Origin of the sequence: Streptomyces sp. NPDC057428 (genome assembly GCF_042803195.1) — a bacterium.
Lineage (GTDB): Bacteria > Actinomycetota > Actinomycetes > Streptomycetales > Streptomycetaceae > Streptomyces.
This window is the reverse complement of record NZ_JBHVCT010000103.1, coordinates 1-20,024: the sequence shown is the minus strand read 5'-3', so window position 1 is coordinate 20,024 and position 20,024 is coordinate 1. Positions and strand designations below refer to the sequence as shown.

The window sequence follows — 20,024 nt, the reverse complement described above, 5'->3', positions numbered from 1 at the left end:
GCCTCCTCTACCGCCACGGTAGACAAGCCGCCACCCCAACCACACCCAGATCAGCGAAACCCCAGCTCAACCGTCCCTGGAAAGGATCCGCACCCGTCGGAGAAGTACAGGACCCGCGCGTCTCCCACCGTCCGGCAAAACGCACGCAGGTTGGGTTCCTCGCCCACCACTTCGGCGTCCTGGTCCACGAGCCCGACGGCTGGGGTGAGTACGGCGCGAAGCTGGATCAGGTTGACCCGGTTCGGCTCTTCGGTGCGGCCTACGGGTTCGGGGGCGTCGGACGCCATCAGCGTGCCGGTGGCCACCCTCAGCGCGCGGGCCAGGGCGTGAAGGGTTTCCATGCGGACCGTTCCGCCCTGCTCGACCTTCCGGACGGTTCCCGGCGAGACGCCTGCGGCGTGGGCCAGTTCTTCCTGGCTCATCCCGGCCCGACGCCGGTACTTACGGACGTTGTCCGCCAGTTCCGTAGTCATGCTGACCACCTCCAGCGCCACGGTACGCCGGTCCGACGAGTCAACCGAGGGCTATCCGGCAGATACCCGCCCGAAGCGGTAACCCACCCCGACTAGGTGCCGAGCAGGTGGGCATAGCCGAGGCGCCAGCAGAATCGGAGCCTGAGCGGGAGGGGTCCCTCGTCGGTCGGGCAGCTTCGCCGTACCAGGGTTCTCCGGGGGCCGCCAAGGCTCACCGGTGACGCTTGCGCTTGGCCTTGGCGGCCCCCGGGGGTTCCTGGTACGCCTCCGGTGACCGGGCGACGAGGGACCCCTCCCGCGACCCGACCACCCATCACCACGACGGAGCCGCACCCGTAGGTCGGCCTCCTCCACCCTCGGAGAGAGGGCCGGGGCCTGGGGCAGAGCCCCAGAACCATCCACGCTGAAGGCTGTTGCGCGCCCGGACCAGCGGGGCGGCCGGCAAGCGGGGCGGAGACAGGAGCGGGCGGCGGCCCCGAGGGGCCGGAGCGCGCGCGGGCCGCGTCAGCGGGCCGCCTTGATCAAGTAAAGAAACTCTGAACAGCTCGCCCGTGCCGTGAGTCCTGCCGCTCCGCCGCGTGCGGCCAGTTCAGCGTCGACGTCGACCTTCGTTCAGCCGGTCATGCAGGCGCTGGACCTTGGCCGCGGTCTCCTCGGGCGTGTAGTTGCCGCTAAGGCGCTTGCGTTGCTCCATAACGGCGCGCATCGCGTCGCGGTGGGCGGTAGCGGCTTCGAACTCGGTGCTGGCCTTGGTGAACCGTTCCTCGGCGGCGGCGAGTTCGGCGGCTACCTCATCGTCGGTTTTTCCGCTGAGTCGTACCGCTTCCTCGTCCGCCCGGTGCTGGGCCGTCATCTCTTCCAGCGTCTCGTTGTAGCGCTTGAGGAATTGATCGCGTGGGCTGAGCTGTCGAACGAAGACGCCGCGTCCCTGTACGGAGTAGATCAGCCCCTCCGCCTTGAGGACCCGTAGGGCGTTCTGCGCGGTGGAGTTGGCGATGCCGTACTGGGCTTGCAGGTCGCGGGCGGACGGGAGCTTGGCACCTGGCGCAAGCCGGCCGTCCTGGATCTGCTTGCGGAGCGCGTCCGCGGTCTGCACGTACGGGGGGCGGGGATCGTCTCTGGGGCTGGTGGCCGTCTGCCACCCGCGCCGGAGGTCGCCGAGACCGACGTACTCGGGATCGGACCCGCCGGAATCGACTTCGCTGCCATCCGCTGCGGCCTCCGCCTCCCCTTCGGCCGACGCGTCCTGCGCGCGTACGTAGCTGCCCCGGCCGAGGACGGAGTAGATCAGCCCCTCCTCCTTCAGGAGTCGCAGGGCGTTTTGGACTGTGGAGCTGGCGATTCCGAAGCGCCGTTGCAGCTCGCGCGCGGCGGGGAGCCGCTCGCCTGGGCGCAGCTCGCCGTCGTGAATGGCGACGCGCAGGACGTCGGCGGCCTGGACGTACGGCGGCCGGGGGTCCTCTCCCAGGGGCAGCTTCATGGCACGAGGGTAGCGGCGTCGGCACTCGCGGCACACCCGGGCGTCCTCGGCGCCTCTGGCGTATCGGTGTAGCGATACGAATCGACTGTTGCGGGTGTAGCGAGTGTGCTGTTATGGTTTTGGCGAGTCGATCAAGCGACTCCATCGAACGAGGATGTGATGGCATGGCCATGACTCGAATCCGTGTTGCCCTGCTGCCGTCGGCGGTCTGCATCGCGGGAACCGAGCCGGTGCTGAAGATCAAGGACCAGCAGACCGGGGAGGTCGCCACCGACCGGGAGACCGGAGCGCCGCTGTACACGGTGACCGTGATGCTCATGGAGGACGGCCGGGCCGAGGTCCTGAAGATCACGGTCCCGGAGTCGGGCCTGGCTGCCGGTCTCAAGCCGGGTGCGATGGTGCGGCCGGTGGAACTGTTCGCGACCCCGTGGGCGCGGATCTTCAACGGTCAGCTCTCCGACGGCGTCGCCTACCGGGCCGCCCGCCTGGAGCTGGTGATGGTGGAGGCGGCCCAGTGATCCGCTTCGAAAACTCCGCGCCGCAGAGGGAGTTGTACCCGCTCCGGCCTCTGCCGGGGACCGAGGGCAAGGCCACGTTCGCCGCCTCGGCGGCGGTGCTCGATCTGCTCGGCCTGAGCCCGGAGCACGCGGCCTGCCTCGACCTGGGCCACATGCTCCGCCTGATACGCGAAGAGGGGGCGTGACGTGGAAGCCGTGACGGGATACGCGCCGGACGCGCTGCTGGTCACCGCCGTGCTAGTCAGCGCGTGGCTGCTAATGACGCTGGTGCGCTACGTGCGAGCCGACCGGGGCACGCGGGTAAGCATGCGGCAGGCCGTGCGGGTGCGCTGGGGCTGGGTACGGCTCGCGCGGATGGCGGGGCTGACGGTCACCGACAAGACGCCGGGCCTGCTCGCGCAGATCACCGCCCAGAAGGACGGTCCCGCGCCCGCACCTCGGGTGCTGACTCCGAGGATCAAGGTCAAGGCTGACCAGTTCGGGGTGATCGTACGGGCGCGCACGCTGCCGCAGGTCGGGCTGGAGGAGTATCAGAGGTCGGCGCGGTTCCTGGCGGACGCCTGGCGGTGCACACGGGTCTCCGTGCTGCCGGACGGCCCCGGCAAGGTGGTGATCCGGGGCGTTCGCTCCGACCCGCTGACCACGCCGACCACCCACCGGCCCACCGGCCGCCCGCCTGCGGATCTGATGCGTTGGGAGCTGGGTGTGGACGAGTACGCCGCCCGGGTATGCGTGTCCCTGGCCAACGTGCCCGGGGTGACCGTGGCCGGCACTCCAGGTGCGGGCAAGACCTCGGGGGTCAACAAGTTCGTCTGCGACTTCGCACCCTCCCCGGCCGTGCAGATCGCGACTGCGGACGGGAAGGTGTCACGTGCCTCGGAGGGCGACTACGCCGACCTGGTCAAGCGGATGTTCGCGTTCTGTGGGGACGACCTGGACGAAGCGAACGCGCTGTTCAAGCGGCTGGTAGGGCTGCGCAAGCGGCGCTCGGCGACCATCCGTGACGTGCTGGGCGTGAAGAACATGTGGCACGTCGGCCCCTCTCCCGAGTGGCCGCTCACGGTCCTGATCATCGATGAGGCGCACACGTACTTCCGCGAATACAAGGGCAGCGACGCCGCCACCAAACGGCTGGCCGTACTGACGGCGGAGAACGCCCGGCTGGTGGAGGACCTGGTCAAGAAGGGCCGCAGCGTCGGCATCCTGGTGATCCTGATCAGCCAGAAGACCACCGGCGACGCCATCCCCACCTTCATCCGCGACGTGTGCCCCATCGGACTGTCCTTCGCGCAGAAGACCGTGGAAGCTGCGGTGGCCGCGCTGGGCGACGACATCCGCAACTGGCCCGACGCCAGCCCGGTCACCTTGCAGGACCCCGCCTACGTCGGCGTCGCCGTCATGGCGATGCAGGGCCGCCCCGGCTACACCCGCATCCGCACCCCATACGTCTCCGACGCCGACGCGGCCCGCGTTGCGGAAGCCACCTCCCACCTGACCGCCGACCCCGCCCTGTGCCTGGACGCGCTTCTCGACTCGATTGGCTGGGCCGCCTCCGGCGACGACGAGTCGGACGGCCCTGTCCCTCCTTCCGAGTCCTGAGCGCCCCTGAAATCCCGCGCCTGAGAGGAGGCCCGCACATGGCGGAGGAACGATTCACCCGCCACACCGTGACCGCGGTCATGGCCATCATCGCGGCCCTGGCCTTCGTCTTCTCCTTCGGCAACGTATGGGCACTCGCACTGCGACTCGGCGTCCCCCGCCCCATCGCGCCCCTGATCGCCCCCATGGTGGACCTGTCCGTCGTCGGACTCCTGGTCGCACTGCGATTCCTGGCCCTGCGCGGCATCCCCGCACACGAGCTGAAGGCCGGCACCCGACTGCTTCACCTGTGCGGCGTACTCACCCTCGCACTGAACACCGCCGAACCGCTGCTCACCGGCCACTACGGCCGCGCCTGCCTGGACACCGTCGCCCCGCTCCTTCTCCTGGGCTGGGGCCGCGTAGGCCCGGCCTTCCTTGCCCAGTTCCACACCGCAGCCCAAGCCGCCCCGCACCTGGAGGCCACCACCGCATCCGTCCCCACCACTGCCCCCGTCACTGAGCCGGAGACCGATCCGGCATCCGCTCCCGAGGCAGCCGCCCCGGTCCCTCAGCCGCTCACCCTCGCCACTGCCGTTTCGGCCACGGCCGCCGTGCCCTCCGTGATCGAGGCACTCGCACCCGCCCCGGCCTCTGCTACCAAGACGGCCGCAACCGGCTCCCGTCCATCCCTGCCCGCCGCACTGCTCGTCGCGGCCCGGCACATCGCGGACACCCACCACGCGGAACACGAAGCGCCGATCACCGCCGCCCAGCTGGCAACGCGCATGGGCGTCGCCCTGCCGGTGGCCACCACCGCGCTCGCTCAGCTCTGAGCCTCCCCGGCGGCCGGCCGGATCACCCCGCCTGAACTCCACGCCCACCGATGGGCCCGGTTCGTCATGCCCCGAGCAGCACCAGCATGCCCCCTCGCTGGCTGGTTGCTGCTCGGGGCCACTCACCCCGACAGAAGGGATACGCCCCGACATGGTCACCCTGGACCTGCGCCACGTGGCAAGCCCCGCCGTGCGGGACCTCCTCCACCTCGTCAACGAGCCCGACTTCGACCGTGCACACCAGCAGATCGAACGCCTCGGCGGCTGCACCGAGCCCGTGCGCCTGACCGGCCACACCAGCACCGTCGGCGCCACGACCGGTGAGGTGCTGCGCTCCTACACCACATCTGACGAACCCACGGGCAGCCTGCTCACCGCGTGCGGCAACCGGCGCTCCTCACGGTGCCCGGCCTGCTCCCGCATCTACGCCGCCGACACCTACCACCTCATCCGCGCCGGCCTGACCGGCGGCAAGACCGTGCCCGACACCGTCCGCACCCACCCCCGCGTCTTCGCCACCCTCACCGCCCCGTCCTTCGGATCGGTCCACAACCGTCTCACCAACGCGGACGGCAGCACTCGGCCCTGCCGCTGCGGCAAGCTCCACGAACCCGCTGACGCCCTGCTCGGCACACCGTTGAACCCGAAGACGTACGACTATGCGGGTGCGGTCCTGTTCAACGCCCACGCCTCTGCTCTGTGGGCCCGCTTCACGATCTACCTGCGCCGTGAGATCGCCGCCCGGCTGGGCATGACCCAGAAGGCCGCCCGTGCCGTCCTGCGGGTCTCCTTCGCCAAGGTCGCCGAGTACCAGAAGCGCGGCCTGGTCCACTTCCACGCCGTGATCCGGCTCGACGGCCCGGACGGCAGCACCCAGCCCCCACCGCCGGATGCCACCGTCGCCGTGCTCGCCGATGCCATCCGGGCTGCCGCCGCCCGCGTCCGGGTGACCGTCGTGTCGGATGGGGTCGGGGAACGCGAACTCGCCTGGGGCGAACAGCTCGACGTACGCGAGATCGCCGCCTTCGGCACCGACGCCGAACTGACCGACCAGGCCGTCGCCGCCTACGTCGCCAAGTACGCCACCAAGTCCGCCGACGCCTCCGGCACCCTCGACCGGCCCCTGTTCTGCCGCCCCTGCCAAGGACGCGGCGCAACCCTCCTGCCCCACGGAACCCCGCTCCCGTGCGCCGCCTGCGACGGCACCGGACAGGCCCGCCCCCTGCCTCGACTCGCCGTCGCACGCCACGTGCGGCAGATGATCCGCACCTGTTGGGAGCTGGGGAAGCTGCCGGAGTTCGCTGACCTCAAGCTCTGGAAGTGGGCGCACATGCTCGGCTTCCGCGGCCACTTCTCCACCAAGTCCCGCTGCTACTCCGTCACCCTCGGCGCGCTCCGCGACGCCCGCCGCGGCTGGCGCACTGAGCAGGCCCGCACCCAAGCCGGCCTGCCCGAGCCCGACCCGACGACAACCCTCGTCATCGGCCACTGGGCCTACCACGGTTCGGGCTACAGCCCCGGCGCCGGACTCCTCGCCGCTGGCGTATGGCACCGCAGAGAACTGGAACGGCAGTTCGCAGCGGAAGGGGGCTGCTGATGACCTCGTACCAGCCCAGCCCGCCCCACCGGGCGCCGAGTACGTCTCAGGAACTGCTGACCGTCCCCCAGGTCATGGCCCGCCTCCAACTCGGCCGCTCCGCTGTCTACGACCTGCTCCGCACTCAGCAGCTCGCCTCGATCACCCTCGGCCGTGCCCGCCGCATCCCCACCCACGCCCTCACCGACTTCATCCACGCCCGCCTCGACCAGGAAGCCGCCTGATGACCACGCCCCGCGAGCCCAGCCCCTCCCGCCGCATCCGCGCCAACGGCGACGGGACCGTCTACCAGCGCAAAGACGGACGCTGGGAAGCCGCCGGCTACGTCCTCGCCCCGGGCAACACCCGCAAGCGCATCCGCGTCTACGGCACCACCCGCAAGGAAGCCCTGGCCAAACTCACCGAGAAGATCGCCACCAGCAACCGCGGCGTCCCCGTGCCCTCCGCACAGGGCAGTGTCAGCGCCTACCTGACGTATTGGCTGGAGGCCGTCGCCATCCACCAGCTCCGCGAGAACACCCACACCCGCTACACCGCCTGCGTCCACCAACACCTCATCCCCGGCCTAGGCAAGAAGAAGCTCGCCAAGCTCACCGCCAAGGACGTCCGCACCTGGCTCAACCAGCTCCGCACCACCTGCCAGTGCTGCGCCCGCAACATCGACACCCACCGCGATCAGCCCCGTTGCTGCGCCGCCGGAAAGTGCTGCTCCAAACGGCTCTCCCCGCTGACGCTGGCGTACATCCACTCCGTACTCAAGTCCGCCCTGGAGCACGCCGTCCGCGAGGAGGAGATCACGCGCAATGTCGCCCGCAACGTCCGCACCGGCACGCCCCGACCTCGCCGCTTCGAACCCCTCACCGCCGACGAAGCCCGCCTTTTCCTCACGGCTGGACGAAGCGACCGCCTGCACGCACTGTACGAACTCGCCCTCCGCACTGGCCTCCGCAAGGGTGAACTCCTCGGCCTTCAGTGGGACGACGTCGACCTCAGTGTCGGCACTGCCAGCATCCGCCGAACACTCCAGCGCACCCAGACCTGCGGACTGACCACCCTGCCCACCAAAACCCGCGCATCCGAACGACGCATCGCCCTCCCCAGCGAGTGCATCCACTCATTGAAAGAACACCGTGAAGGCCAGGAAGGAGAACGTGCGGCGGCAGCGGGGGGCTGGAAGGACAGCGGACTCGTCTTCACCACACAGGCAGGAAGGCCGATCGATCCGGCGAACCTCAATCGCCGCTTCCGTTCCCTGCTCGATCGGGCAGGGCTCCGCCGCATCCGCTTCCACGACCTACGACACTCAACCGCCACCCTGCTCCTGGAGCAAGGCGTGGAACTCGTCGTGATCAAAGAACTCCTCGGCCACGCACACATCGGCGTCACCGCCACCGTCTACGCCCACGTCCGACTCCGCCTCCAACGCGACGCCATCAGCCTCCTCGGCAACGCCCTCCGCAACCTCAACGAGACCGCCACCCGACGCGACGACGACGGTGACGAACCGTCGCTTTGTGCAGCGCCCGTCCGCTGACGTTGCCGTCAACTACTGCCGTCAAGACGCGAGAAGCCCCACCGGAATGTCACTCCGGCGGGGCTTCTACTCATTTTCGCGACGCTACTTCCGCAGCCTCGAATTCACCGCGAGCAGCCGCTCGCGACTTGCCTCTTGATCTCTTTCTCGAAGCCGCGAGAATGATTCGCCAGAGGTGAGGTCATCGCGTAGGATTCGACGCTGGTTTTCGTGCTCGCTTTCAAAGAAAGTGCCTTGCGGAATATTTCGATCTAGCTGCCCCAATGCGGTGAGGCATGCGTGAGCGCAGCGAACCGCATCGTCCGGCTCTCCGTTAGCGCGACACAGGACCGCATAGCGCATACACAGGACCGCATAGAAGGCGTAGATATCGGCTACGTCCACGAGTCCCTCTTCGGATGGCTGGAGCTCCGAAAGCTCCTCCAGCGCCTCCATGCGGGCAGAAAATACGCTGTCCGCCAGGCTCGGGTCCCAAAGCTCACCCAGGATTTCCAGGTAGAGATCAACGTCTTCGGCGCGGTCGGCATCTCCACCTCGCAGACCCGTGAAGAGCTGCGCCATCCGCTCGGTGCAGCTTGCCACGAACACAGCAAGCCCGACTCGCTCGCTCCCCCTCAGGGATTCGGCGACTGCCGAGTCCACTACCATTCAAAACTCCTCTGGCGCGTTGTCGTTGTGCCACTACCTGGGAAGACGTTCCCCATCATTCTGCCACCTTCGCCCCGAATGAACGGAGCGCAGATCCTGAGGCACACATTTCTCGATGTTCCTCCGGCGACTGGCGTGTATCCAAACGCCTTCGCATACAACAAGGCATTCTGTTCAGCATGCGTTCCTGGGATGTTTGGTACATGCATCTCGCCCGGGCGTAGAGGGACAGACATCTGGGCGGGCGTCAAACCATCTCCGCTACCCGCAATCAAGTCGACCTGACCGCGAGGAGTATCCACACGCACAACAGCCACAGTGCTGATGTTTTTCTTGACGTACTCGTCTGGCTCCGCGGCATGGATTGCGCTTGCCCGATCAGACAGGTTGCAGTTATGAACCAGGACCGGAGTGGCCCCCGCCAGCACATAGTACGTGTGCAGGCTTCCGATCGTGAGGTCGTATGTGACCGTGTTCGCGTGGTAGAGCTGGATGTTGGCGACCTGGGCTGTGCCGGTCGGCGTCTGGAGGACGTCGCCTGTCTTGAGGTCCTTGGCGTCGACGAAGGCTGACTGTGTCTGGTCGTAGAAGGGGTGGTGGAACGTCGTTGTCAGGTGGGCTGTGCCGGTGTGGGTTTCGTGACCGGTGGCAGCCGCCGCTGGGGCCGCCATCGCCCCTAGCGCTGCTACGGATGCCGCGCTGACCGCGACTTTGCGGCCCGCCCTCTTCGCCAGTGACTTGAGCGCGCCGGCCGGTGTGCTCTTGCCCTTCGCCTTGATGGACACGTCCACGAAGTCGTGGTCCGTCTTCGTGACGATCACCGCGGTGACCTTGTGAGACTCCGTTGCAGATGCACCGGGTACCGAGTTCGCGATGACGTCGCCGACCTTGACACGGTCGATCGCCTTCGTGGTCCCGCCTGCCAGCAGTACCTTCGTGCTGCCGGTAAAACTGTGCGGGCCGGGGCAGCGGCTCTGACTGGACGTGCCTGCGCCATCGTCTGCTGCCCTGGCTGCCGCGCTGTCTGTGGCGTCTACCGCGGCCGATTCCTCGGCACCGGCGGCTCCCTTGCCGAACAGGCCGCCCACGGCCTTCATCGCTTTGGGTGCCGCCTTCGCGAGGAGCTTGCCGCCGAGTTTGCCCAGGGCGCCGCCGAGCGCGCCGGCCACTGCTCCCGTGATCGCCGAGCCGGCGAATGCGCCCACGCTGCATGCGGCGCCGCCCTCTTGCGCGCAGGAGAAGCCCTGCTCGACCAGGGCTCCGGCCGCGCCCGCGATCGCCGCGCAGCCGATTGAGCCAACACCGCCAGTGGCGACTTCGCAGCCCGCGAAGACCGCTGTCGAGACGACGAACGAGGTGATTGCTGCGGCGTGGTGCTTGACGAAGTTGGCGGACGTCTTCACTGCCTTGACCGTGGCGTGGTAGGCGGTGCGTGTCGCGTGGGCGACGGCGTGCGCAGCCTTCTTCACGGTGTGGGCGACCTTGTGCGCTGCCGCTTTCGCCTTCTTGACCACGCGGTGCACGGTTCTCTTGGCCTTGTGGTAGGCGGACTTCACCGCGTGGACGGCCCGGTGGTAGGCCCGTTTCACATGCCTGACCGCGTAGTGGTAGACGCGCCGCACTACTCGCACCGTGGCGTGGTACACGTCGCGCACCTTGTGTACGACCTTGTGTGCCGCGTGCTTGACGGCGTGGACGACCTTCCTCGCGGCCTTCTTGGCGGCGTGGTAGACCTTGTGCGCGACGTGCTTGACGGTCTTCTTCGCCTTGTGGACGGCTTTCTTCGCGCCGCACACCACGTCGTACCAGGAGCAGTTGCCTGACTGGTCCGTGCCCGCCAGCGGGTTGTCGTCGACGTAGGCGAACGGATTGGCGGCCACTGAGTCCGGTGTCGCGCCCAGCGAGATGCTGTCCTTGTTCAGGAACGTGCCCGTGCCGGGGTTGTACCAGCGTGATGCGGTCCCGACGTTCCCGTCGTTGCCGCCGGTGCCGGCGGTTCCGGGTTCGGTCCACCCGGACTGGAAGCCGAGGTGTCCCGCCATCGGTGCGGACGCGGTGACCTTGCCCAGGGGGTCGTAGGTCGCCGAGCCCGTGAGGGTGGTCGCACCCGAGGTGAAGGTGCCGACCACGTCATTGTGCTGGTCGGTCAGGGCCAGCACACCCGTCCCGGCGGCAGCACCGGCTTCACCGATGCCGACCAAACCGCCCGCGGCGTCGTAGGTGTAGGTGCTGCCGCCATCCGATGCGATCGTGTTGTCCGCACCTGAGTAGGTGAACGTGCGCGGGTTCGCCGCGTCCGCCGTGTCGGTGTCGGTGATGTTCCGGCCCATCGCGTCCTGCGTGTAGGACTGGCTGCCGGCCACGATCTGCCCGCCGAACGCGTCCGTCTTGAAGACGGTGTTGTCGCCCGTCGCCGCCGACTGGGTCATCAGTGTGCCGCGGGCCGAGTACTCGTAGGTCGTCTTGCCGTCCGAGGTCAGTTCGTCACGGGCGTCGTAGGTGTAGACGTCCGCGCCGACCTGGATGCGGTTTCCGGAGGCGTCGTACGTGTACGCGGTCGTGTTGGCACCGTCGTTCCATGACGTGATCCGGTCGGACCAGTCGTAGGTGTAGGTGTTCGCGGATGCGCCCGTCACGCCTGTCGTCTTCTTCGACGTCAGGTTGCCGTTGGTGTCGTAGCCGTAGGTGAAGCTCGCCAGCGTGCTTGCGCCCTGGACGAGAGTGTCGTTGGTCAGCTCGTGGCTGCTGTTGTAGGTGAACGACCTGGTCTGCCCGCTCGCCCCGTACTTGACGCTCTTGACCTCGTTCAGCGTGCCGTATCCATAGGTCAGCCGCTGGCCCGTCGCAGGGTCGTCGACGGTCGCGAGGCGGCCCGCCGTGTCGTAGCCGTACCCGGTTGTGCCCGCCGCGTCGGTGCGGGTGAGGACCGAGCCGTCGTCGTTGTAGGAGAAGGAGGAGGCTCCTGCGGCGCCGTTCGCGGTGAGCAGGCCGCTGCGGTCGTCGTAGGTGAACGCCTCGTGCGTGGCCGCCTGGTGGTCGAGGGCACCCGCGATGCCTGCCTCGTCCGTGTCGGCGGAGGTGACGCGGCCGTCGGCGTCGTAGGAGAAGCTCCGCCTGGCGGTCGCCGCGTCGGCGCCCTGTCCGGACATGTCCTTGAGCTGGCCCATGTCGTCGTACGTCATCGACGTGGTCGTGCCGCCGGGCATCGTCGCCTTGGTCATCTGCCCGTCGGCGTCGTACTCGAAGCTGGTTGTGGTGTCGGCGACCGACGTGTAGCGGCTGGTCTTCGGCTCGGTTACCGTCTGCTGCTGGCCCCACGGGGTGTAGGCGTAGCGCCAGGAGTTGCCGCGGCCGTCGGTGAAGCGGGTCTTGTTGCCCGCCGCGTCGTAGCCGAAGGTCGTCGTGATCGACGTGGACGCGTCGACCGGCTCGACCTGCTGGGTGATGGTGCCCGCCGCGTCGTAGGTCCACCGGGTGGTGTGGCCGTTGGCGTCGGTGGCGGCGGTCAGGTTGCCGTCGCCGTCGAACTGGTTGCTCGTGTGCGACAGCAGGGTGCTGGACGCGTCGTACTGGTAGGTGTCCGTGGGGTCGGCTTCGGCGTTGTAGTCGACCTGACTCCACGTGCCGTCGGGCAGCGTCGTCTTTTGCTGGTTGCCCATGAAGTCGTACGTGTAGCGGGTGGTGTTACCCGCTCCGTCGGTCACCGCGCTGACGTCGCCGGCCCGGTTGTAGGCGTATGAGGTGCTCACTCCACCCGGTGACCTGGTCGAGGCGAGGTGCGCCCCGTAGGGGTTTCCGGTGCTCACGTCGTAGGAGTTCGTCGTGGTGAGCGTGCGTGTGGTCGGGAAGCGCTCGAGGGTGGTGGAGGTGAGTTGCCGGCCGAGGTAGTCGTACGTCGCCTGGGTCTGCGCGCCCAGGCTGTCGGACGCGGTGAGCTGTTCGCCTGCCGGGTCGTAGGTGGCGTGGGTCTTCTTGCCGTCCGGGGTGGTGATCTGGGCGAGGTCGCCTGCCTGGTCGTACAGGTAGGAGGTGGTGCGGCCGCCGGGTGTGGTGAGCGACTTCTGGTTGCCCTCGCTGTCGTAGGTCCACACCGTGGTGCCGGCCAGCGGCGAGGTGGCGCCGGTGGGGGTGTAGGGGGGCAGTGTCTCGGAGACCTTCTGGCCGTTGGCGTCGTAGGCGGTGGTGGAGACCAGCCCGTTTGGGTCCTGTTCCTCGACGGCCTCGCCGAAGGTGTTGAACCCGGAGGTGGTGGTCGGGCGCACGGTGGTGGCGTTCGCCTCGACGCCGTCGGCCTCGGCCTGCACGGCGGGCGCCGTGGTGACCGCGAGGTTGCCCGCCTCGTCGTAGGCGTATGTCGTCGTGTTGTGCTCGGGGTCGGTCTCGGACGTCGGCAGGCCGCGCTTGTCGTAGGTGTAGGTGGTGGTCTGCTCGTCGGAGGAGCCGACGGTGCCGCCGGTGCGGCCCTTGCCGTAGAGGGAGCTGATCTCGGTGGCGGACAGGGCGCGCTGGTAGGTCTGCGCGTCGCCGACGGAGCCGGCCACCGGGTCGCTGATCGTGCCACCGGCCGTCTTCGTGCCGCCGATCGACAACGGCCCGTTCCCTGTCCACGGCGTGGGGTTGGTGTCCGATCCCGCGAGGGCGCCGTTCACGTAGAGCCGCATCGCACTGGTGGTGGCATCGAACACGCCGACCAGGTGGGTCCAGGTGTTGAGGGCCGGGGCTGCCGTCGCGGAGGCGTCGTGGAACGCGGAAGGCGTCGCGGCGTCCTCGCTGGCGACGTGGAAGCGGTAGACGTTCGAGGTCTTGTTGTACTGCAGGTAGAAGGAGGCCCGGTTGGTGCCGCCCTGGGCGACGAAGGTCCGGAAGGCGGAGGTGTCCGTCAGGTTGACCCACGCGGACACCGTGTAGGACGCGGAGGTGTCCAGGACCGGGCCGTTGGTGGCGATGACGCCGCCGGTGCCGGAGAACTTTGCGGCATTGTCGGCCCAGGTCACGCCTGCTCCGGCGGTCGCGGTGTTCCCGGTGCCGGAGGAGTCGGTGACCCGGGTGCCGGATGTCTGGTTCAGCTTCCACCAGCCGGCCGGGTGGCCGGACGCGTCGCCGTACAGCGTCTCGCTGAGGACGTTGCCCATCGCGTCGTACGTCGTCGCGGTGGTGCGGTCGTAGCCGGAGGAGTCGTGGTCGTTCGCGGTGGAGACCTGGTCGTCCGGGGTGTACGAGAGGGTGGTGACCCGGTTGACGCCGGTCGGGTCGAGCGCGGTCTCGGTGGTCCGGGAAGCGGCGTCGACCTTGTACTTCTCGACGGTCTCGCCGTTGTCGGTGGTCTGCGAGAGCGCGTTTCCTGCCGCGTCGTAGGTGTCGGACTCCAGCAGGTAGGTCGACTTACCGTCGGCGCTGGTGCGCTTCACCGTCGAGGTGAGGCCGTCGTCGGTGTAGGTGTACGCGGTGGTGTTGCCCATCGCGTCTGTCACTGACGCGAGGCGGCCGGAGGGGTCGTAGGCGCGCGAGGACTCGATCCGCGCGGTCGGTGCGGTCGGGTTCACCGGGTCACCTGTGGACATCAGGGTCTGCGTGAGCAGGTCGCCGTTGTCGTCGTAGGTGTAGCGGGTCTCGTTGCCGGCCGATGTCACCTCCTTGGTTTTGTTGCCGGAGGTGTCGTAGGTGTAGGTGGTGGTGTTGCCGTTGTCCGCGCCCTCGACGCCGTTGGCGTCGGTCTCGGTGAGCAGGCGGTCGAACGCGTCGTAGGTCTGGGTCTCGGTGCGTTCCTTGTCGCCGCCGGATCCGTCGGCCACCGTCTGTGAGGTGACGTTGCCGTCCTCGTCGTATACGGAGGTGGTGACGGCGGCGTGCACGGCTCCGGTCACGCGGTCGGTGAGTTGCGGGTCGTGCTCGGCGGTGACCTGGCCTGCGGTGTCGTACTCGTACGTTGTCGTCAGACCGTCCGGGTAGGTGTCGGAGATGACCTTCTGGCTGAGTACTTGGCCCAGGCCGTCGTAGGTGTACGTGGTGAGCAGGCCGCCGGCGTCGGTGGTGGAGGCGACGTCGCCGTTGTTGAAGTAGGAGACGGAGTTGACCGCGCCGGCCGGGCTGATGGTCCTTACCGGCAGTCCGGCCGGGACGGTGCCGCCGCCGGTGGCGGGGTAGGCGCTCGTTCCGTCGGAGTAGATGGTCTTCGTGCTCTGACCGTCGGGGAGGCCGGGCACGGCGGGGCCGGTGACGTCGGTCTGGTTGCCCGTGGCGTCGTAGGTGAACGACGTCAGGTACGTGTCGTCGCTCGCTGACGCGGACCGGCCGTCTCGTTCGGTGAGTACCTGGTCGTTGCGCGGGTCGGCGGTGGTGAGCTGGGCCGTCGTGTCGTCCGGGTAGTAGGTGTAGTACTCGGTGGAGCACTTGCTCGCGGTCTGGTCCTGGCAGGTCGTCGAGGAGACGATGTTGCCGCGGATGTCGTGGCCGGTGACCGTCTGGACGCCGTTCGGGTCGGTGACGGTGTGCTCGAAGCCGGCCGTGTCGTAGCCGAAGCTGGTCTTGTTGCCGAGGCCGTCGGTCTCGGTCAGTGCGCGGTTTCCGTTGGTGACGTCGTAGGTGTACGTCATCGTGGAGCCGGTCGGGGTGGTGACCTTCGCCGTCTCCACGGGCAGCAGGCCGGTCGACTTCTTCGCGGCCTCCATGTGGGCGCTGACGTCGTGCGCGGTGAGCGCCGAGTGGTAGAAGGCGACGTCGGCGATGGAGCCGTTGAAGTGGCTGACATCGGCGGGCGCGTCGATCCAGGTCTTGGCGAAGCCGGCGCCGATGTAGAGGTGGGTGTTGGACTGGTCGTTGGGAGCACCGCTGTACGTGGCCTGCTGGGTGCCGTCCAGGTACAGCGTCTGGGTGCTGCCGGATGCGCTGAGCACCACGTGGTGCCAGGCGTTGTTCGTGACCGTGCCGGTCGAGCCGAAGGCGGTGCTTCCCGAGCCGCTGCGGGACCAGAAGTGGCCGTGCAGTTTGTTGTCGGTGCCGACGTACAGCAAGGGCGCCCAGGTGCCCGACGCGACGGTGGCCCCGGCTATCGGCACGGACTGGTCGCCGATCAGAACGCCCTGACCCGCTGTCTTGAACCACAGTTCGATGCTGCGGTCGCCTGCGGCATGCAATGTGCCGGCGGGCACCTCCACGTAGGAGGAGGTGCCGTTGAAGGTCGCGGCCTTCTGGTCGCTGAAGGGGCCGGCAGCACCAAGGGTGACCGCGTTGTAGGTGCCGCTGCCGCCGCGGACCTCGTCGATGGCGGTGGCGGCGCCCGCGGCCTCGCCCAGCCGGAAGTAGCCGGAGGGCGCCGCGCCGAGAACCGCGCCCCGGTAGGTCTGGCTCGAACCGGCGACCGTCGGGGCGCCGAGCTTCCAGGTGCCGCCGTTCTCGTCGGTGAGCTGGGTGAGGGCGGCGGTGTCGGCGTCGTAGGTCATCGTCGCGTACGTCTTGCCGGAGGGCCGCTTGACGGACGCGAGCAGGGCGGCCGGGTGGTTGCCGATCGTGTAGAGGGCGCTGACGTCAGCCGCGACCAGCGGCTTGTCGTAGAAGGCGGCGTCGGCGATCTGACCGTTGAAGTAGTAGGGCTTGCCGGTCGGGTCGTCGGCGTGCGCGTTGGGCTCGTCGGGCCAGTCGCCTCCGAGGTACCCGGTGCCCAGGTAGTTGAAGACCTGGTTCTTGCCGAAGGCAGCCGCCGACTTGATGGAGACCGAGCCGGAGCGTGAGCCGACCTTGGCGTTGTCCAGGAACAGACTCTGCGAGTTGCCGGCGGCGGAGAGCACGACGTGGTGCCATTTGCCGTCGGCGACGGAGGCCGCCGACTGGATCGGGTTGGCGCCCCCGCTGTACCAGAACTCGGCGTTGAGCTTGCCGTCCGTTCCGACGTAGATCGAGGGCGTGTAGAAGCCGGCGGCCTCGCCGGAGGTGATGGGCTGCGAGGCGTAGGAGTACAGGACTCCGGACTTGGTGGAGGTCTTGAACCACAGGGAGACGGCGCCGGAGTCGGTGTCGTTGCCGGTGTTGTTGGGCAGGGCGACGTCGGACGATGTGCCGTTGAACGTCGCGGCCTTGGTCCCGGCGAAGGGTCCCGTGCCGCCCAGCGTCACGTTCTCGTAGGTGGCGTCGTTCGTGCCCTCGTTGGCGAGGACGGCGTCCTTGGCTTTCGTGCCTGAGGTCTCCGCGAGCGGCCACAGGCCGTGCGGGTCCAGGTCGAGGGCGGCGTTGCGGTACTGGGATCCGGAGGTGTACCCGTATGTCGTGCACTTGGTGGCTGACAGTGGCGAGCACACAGTGGTGAGCTGGTCGCCGGTGTAGCCGTAGGTCCAGGTCTGCGCGCTGTTCGTGTCACCTGCCGTGACCGGGTCCGTGACGACGGTGCCCACGTGGGACGCGCTCGCACCGCTCGGGGTCGACCAGCTCAGGGTGAGGGAGCGGCCGGAGACCGCGGAAGTCATCTTGGTGACGTGTCCGGAGGTCCAGGTGAAGGTCACCTTGCGGCCGCTCGCGTCGGCGACGGACGTGATCCCGTAGCCACCGGAGCCCAGCGACTGGGTGAACGTGTAGAGCGTGTCGTCCTTGTCGGTCAGTGTGTAGCCGCCGGTGACGGACTTGAAGGTGGCGAAGCGGCCGCTGCCGGCGGCGAAGGTGCCGTCGGTGCTCTTGCCGTAGCCGACCTGCGAGCCGTCGGGGTAGGTGACGTTGACTCCGGCCACGGCGCCGGCCGCGGTGTACTGCTCGGTGGCGCGCGCGTCGAAGATCGACGACCAGCCGGCGCCGAACGCGCCGGTCCAGCGCGGGTCGCGTGAGTTGTAGTCGCGTTCGACGTCGAGCGAGGGGCCGACGGTGGAGATGGAGGCGTCGGTGTCGGAGGTCGTGTAGTTGCCGATGGACGCGTCGAAGCCGTGGTCGCTGGAGTTCTGCGAGAGCCCGGAGGTGATGACGGGCTGGGGTACCTGCACGGACAGGGCGTAGGGCGTGGCGTCGGAGTACATGCCCGCGTCGTAGCCCTGCACCGTCCAGTAGTAGTTGGCGCCCCACTTCAGTTTGCCGGCCGGCACCGTCCAGTTGCCTGTGGCGAGCAGACCCGAGTCGGCGACCTTGGTGTTCTGGCTGTCGAAGATCTGGAAGAGGTACTTGGTGGTGGTGTTCGCCTGCGAGTTGGCGCCGCCCGACCAAGCGGTCAGCTGGGGGGTGGTGGTGCCGACGACGGCGTTGTCGGCGGGAAACTGCTCGTACACCTGGGGCGGCGTGTTGCCGGTGTAGGTGACGTCGATGTAGGGGCCCTTGCCCGGGTCGTTGAAGGAGCCGAACTGCTTCCAGTGCAGGGCGTCCGTGGTGGACGCGTACACGGCCAGGCCGTAGTCGGCGGTCGTACCGTTGAACCAGCCCTGGATCGCTGCGTTGGAGAGGGTGACGGTCACGTAGTCGCCGACGCTGCGGTTGGCGGCGGTGTTGGCGCAGGCGTGCGGGACGCTGGGGGTCGCGTTGCCGATGGACGAGCCGTAGGACGGGCCCGGGTAGGTGGTGACACTTTCGGGCGTCCACGCTTTCTTCACCAGGGCGACGTCGAACCGCTCGGCGGTGCAGGTGGCGGCCCAGGTGTCGAAGAGGTGCAGCTTGGCGGAGGTGACGGTCGCGCCCGAGCCGTCCCAGGCGGTGTCCCAGTGGTTGATGTAGGAGACGGCAGAGTGGGGGCCGGAGTCGTAGGAGCCGACCTTGACGGTCTGCTCGAAGGAGTGGTCCTGGTTGTAGCCGGACTCGGCGTAGGTCGTCGTCCAGCCGTCCAGGACGGTGGGGTCGACGGTGACGGGGAAACGCCGCGCGGAGTCGTGCAGCCAGCGCTCGTCGAGGGTGATGCGCAGCGCGTGGCCGCCGTGCCCGTCCTCAGTGAGGTCGTAACGGACGTCATAGGTGGTGGCCGGGTCCCCGGAGCGGCGATCGACCTTCGCGTCGTATGCGTACGCGTGCGGGATGCGCTCGATGGTCTTACCGGTGGCGTCACGCAGGTCGATGGACCCGTCGTGGCGCTGGACAGGCACGAGGCCCTTGAGGGCGAGAGGGAACGTCCACGTGTTGGCCGCCTTCGGCGACTTGAGGACGATCGCCTCCTTCATACCGGAGGCGGTGGCGGAGACCTGGAGGTCGGTGTGGTCCAGGACGTCCGTGTACGTGATGTGCGAGGCGTCCGTTGCCGGTGTTCCGCTGACGCCGGCGGCGCCGGTCAGGCCGTAGGACAGGACGTGCGCGTCGTCCTTGGCGAAGGAGACGAGGTGGTCGTCGGTGGCCTTGGGGGCGAAGTCGACGGCGAGGGAGTTGGCCTTCTCGTGCCAGCGCCCGTCGGGGCCTGCCCGGATGTCGACGTCGATGGGCGCCCATTTACCCTTGCCTACCTGGTAGTTGATCGGCGTCGGGGATATCCGGCGGGTCTGCGAGCCGTCGGCGTTGTCGAAGACGGCGACGTCCCGGGAGGACTTGGCGGGGTTGCGCTTGCTGGTCTTAGCGCTGAAACGGCCCGAGGCGGCCTGGCTCCGGCCCGTCTTCACCTGAGGCAGGTGCGCATGGTAGGCGCCCAGCTCGCCGCGCCCCCTCCCGCGTGCATGGCCGGCCCCGCGGTGGGCGTCGGTGGCGGAGGCCGGGACGTGGTGGCGGTGGCCAGCGGCGGAACCGGACCGCTGGTGCGGCAGGTTGCCCCAGTGCGGGTCCTTGAACCAGGACGCCATCGAGGACAGCGAGGGCAGGTCGACGGCACCAAGTTCGGCGCCGTCGGCCATGGCCTGCTGAGTCGAGAACATCAGCGCGAGTGCGGTGAGCACCAGCAGGGCGACCCGACGCAGCAGCTGGCGGGCACGGCGGGGCGAACGGGGACGGCGGGGCAGCCGGGCACGCATGGCGGGGACTCCAGCACTCAGGAATGCCACAGGCCATGGTGGGGCACGGCGCAAGCGACGGAAGGGAAACGCACACTCCAGGAAGGAGCTGGCCGATCTTGCCCGACCGCGTGCACTGAAACCTAGTCAGGAAACCTGATGTTGAGTCACCGTTGACCCGTACATGAACCTACCCACCGAAATAGGCACCTCGTCCATATTCGTGCTTGTCAACTTCTTTACGCTTTCTTCGCTTCAGTAATGCTTCTTTGATCAAGTCACGGGTTGCTCGGTCTGGGCGAGACGGGCCGGGCCGGCGGGCAGGCTGCTGTTCTAAGACCCTGGTGGGCAAACATTCAGCGGGTAATCGGAGCGTGATGGTTTCCGGCGTTGGATGACTGGCCGTCACGGTGGGAGCGTGGTGGAAGCGGGATGCGGTGTGGTTGGATCTCGTTGTGTCCGATCTTGAATTGCTGCCGCATGGGGAGCTTG

At 68.3% G+C, this 20,024-nt stretch carries 11 protein-coding genes; 7 read left to right on the top strand and 4 right to left on the bottom strand.

What is annotated here, in order from left to right:
• Nucleotides 1-50: 50 nt before the first annotated feature.
• The gene (locus tag ACFU5K_RS27620; protein WP_384066407.1) at nt 51-473 is read right to left on the bottom strand and encodes a helix-turn-helix domain-containing protein; all 423 of its coding nucleotides are present in this window, start codon (nt 471-473) and stop codon (nt 51-53) included.
• Nucleotides 474-1,062: 589 nt separating this feature from the next.
• The gene (locus ACFU5K_RS27615) at nt 1,063-1,953 is read right to left on the bottom strand and encodes a GntR family transcriptional regulator (protein ID WP_384066405.1); all 891 of its coding nucleotides are present in this window, start codon (nt 1,951-1,953) and stop codon (nt 1,063-1,065) included.
• A gap of 164 nt (nt 1,954-2,117) precedes the next feature.
• Here ACFU5K_RS27615 and ACFU5K_RS27610 point away from each other — a divergent pair, with 164 nt between their 5' ends.
• The 7 genes from ACFU5K_RS27610 (at nt 2,118) to ACFU5K_RS27580 (ending at nt 8,016) form a co-directional block, all read left to right on the top strand.
• Nucleotides 2,118-2,471, top strand: coding sequence for a hypothetical protein (locus tag ACFU5K_RS27610; RefSeq protein ID WP_384066403.1), 354 nt, complete (start codon nt 2,118-2,120; stop codon nt 2,469-2,471).
• Nucleotides 2,468-2,656 carry a hypothetical protein gene (locus ACFU5K_RS27605; protein ID WP_384066401.1) on the top strand — a complete coding sequence of 63 codons (189 nt, stop codon included), beginning with the start codon at nt 2,468-2,470 and terminating at the stop codon, nt 2,654-2,656. The genes ACFU5K_RS27610 and ACFU5K_RS27605 overlap by 4 nt, the downstream gene beginning before the upstream one ends.
• A 1-nt stretch (nt 2,657) precedes the next feature.
• Nucleotides 2,658-4,070, top strand: coding sequence for a cell division protein FtsK (locus tag ACFU5K_RS27600; RefSeq protein WP_384066399.1), 1,413 nt, complete (start codon nt 2,658-2,660; stop codon nt 4,068-4,070).
• 38 nt (nt 4,071-4,108) lie between these two features.
• Entirely contained in the window at nt 4,109-4,885 is a 777-nt protein-coding gene (locus tag ACFU5K_RS27595) for a DUF2637 domain-containing protein (protein ID WP_384066398.1), read from the top strand.
• 151 nt (nt 4,886-5,036) lie between these two features.
• Nucleotides 5,037-6,482, top strand: a complete 1,446-nt coding sequence (locus tag ACFU5K_RS27590; RefSeq protein WP_384066396.1) for a replication initiator — start codon at nt 5,037-5,039, stop codon at nt 6,480-6,482.
• A complete protein-coding gene (locus tag ACFU5K_RS27585; protein WP_384066394.1) occupies nt 6,482-6,706 on the top strand; it encodes a helix-turn-helix domain-containing protein in 225 nt (74 codons plus the stop codon). The genes ACFU5K_RS27590 and ACFU5K_RS27585 overlap by 1 nt, the downstream gene beginning before the upstream one ends.
• A complete protein-coding gene (locus ACFU5K_RS27580) occupies nt 6,706-8,016 on the top strand; it encodes a tyrosine-type recombinase/integrase (protein WP_384066392.1) in 1,311 nt (436 codons plus the stop codon). Before ACFU5K_RS27585 ends, ACFU5K_RS27580 begins: the two co-directional genes overlap by 1 nt.
• An 84-nt stretch (nt 8,017-8,100) precedes the next feature.
• Here ACFU5K_RS27580 and ACFU5K_RS27575 read toward each other — a convergent pair whose 3' ends face one another.
• Nucleotides 8,101-8,658, bottom strand: a complete 558-nt coding sequence (locus ACFU5K_RS27575) for a hypothetical protein (protein ID WP_384066390.1) — start codon at nt 8,656-8,658, stop codon at nt 8,101-8,103.
• Nucleotides 8,658-19,553 carry a LamG-like jellyroll fold domain-containing protein gene (locus tag ACFU5K_RS27570; protein ID WP_384066388.1) on the bottom strand — a complete coding sequence of 3,632 codons (10,896 nt, stop codon included), beginning with the start codon at nt 19,551-19,553 and terminating at the stop codon, nt 8,658-8,660. Before ACFU5K_RS27570 ends, ACFU5K_RS27575 begins: the two co-directional genes overlap by 1 nt.
• Nucleotides 19,554-20,024: the final 471 nt, after the last annotated feature.